General features: G+C 71.6%; 1 protein-coding gene. It reads right to left on the minus strand.

Going from position 1 to position 1,153, the window contains the following annotated elements; translation table 11 throughout:
- Positions 1-1,153, minus strand: a 1,153-nt coding sequence (gene mtnK / locus HUK84_RS19400; RefSeq protein ID WP_176641671.1) for an S-methyl-5-thioribose kinase, incomplete at both ends; no start/stop codon positions are given.

Below are 1,153 nucleotides of genomic sequence, written 5' to 3' on the forward strand. Positions count from 1 at the left end.
CGGCCAGCAGGTCGCGCGCCAGGCGCAGGGCGGCGTTTTGACGGTGTGCGCGGCGGGCGCGGTCGGGGGCGAGGTCGAAATCCGGGACATGGGCGTAGCCGAGGATGCGGCGGATGATCTCGGTGGCGGCGAAGCCGACCATGTCGGATTCGATGTCGCGCAGCAGGTCGTCCTGGGCCGGGCGCAGCAGGGACGGGTCGGGCCCGACCAGGGCGGCCGGGCCGGCGTCGCCGGCGGTCCCGGCGGCGATGGCGTCGCGCCACAGCGTGGTGAAGTCGGTCCGGAACGTGGTCCAGAATCGCGCCACGTCGCGCAGGATGCGGGTTTCGGCGTCCGCGTCGCCGCGGGCGAACAGGTGCATCAGCAGATTGCCGACGAACAGGCCGCAATCGAAGCCGATCGGGCCGGGGAGGGCGAATTCGCCGTCGATGATGCGTGTCTCGGCCTGGGTTTCGGCCTGGTTTCCGCCTGTGGAGACCATGACCGAGCCGGTGTGCAGATCGCCATGCAGCAGGGCCTGGCGGCAGGTCAGGAAGCGTGCCTGAAGCGCGCCGACGCGGCGGCGGACCGCCGGGTCGGCGCGGATCTCGGCAGCGATGGGGTCGAGTTCGGGGCTGAGCCAGTGATTGCGCGGGTGGACGCGATACGGGTCGGTCAGGACCAGATCGACGGTGATGCGGGTCAGGGTATGGTTGCGCGCGAAGGGTTCGAGCAGGTCGAACGCGCGTTCGAACGGCAAGGCGAGGGGAGAGGTGTGGAAACAGGCGCGGGCGACGAAGGCGCCTACCGCGCGGGCCGCGTCGGGCCAGTCGCCGCCCTGCATCAGCCCGTGGCGCAGCACCACGTGCCGGTCGAGGCTTTCGACCACCAGCACGAACAGGTCGGGGTCGAAATGCAGGATGTCGGTCGTCAGGTCCCCGACATGCGGGCGGACGGCGCGGAGATAGGCGGCTTCGAACGCGGTGCGGTCGAGCGGCATCTTCCAGTCCGGATCGACCCGGACATGGGGCAGGGATTGCTTGACGCACACCCCGCCCGCCGGGCCGCCGACGAGGAAGACGTTGTTGAGATTGCCGTCGCTGACCTCGCGCACCCGCCATGCGCCGGGCGGGCCGCCCAGCCGCGCCGCCAGGGCCGGCTGGGCGGCGAGGAC

This window comes from Nguyenibacter vanlangensis, assembly GCF_013376155.1.
Lineage (GTDB): Bacteria > Pseudomonadota > Alphaproteobacteria > Acetobacterales > Acetobacteraceae > Gluconacetobacter > Gluconacetobacter vanlangensis.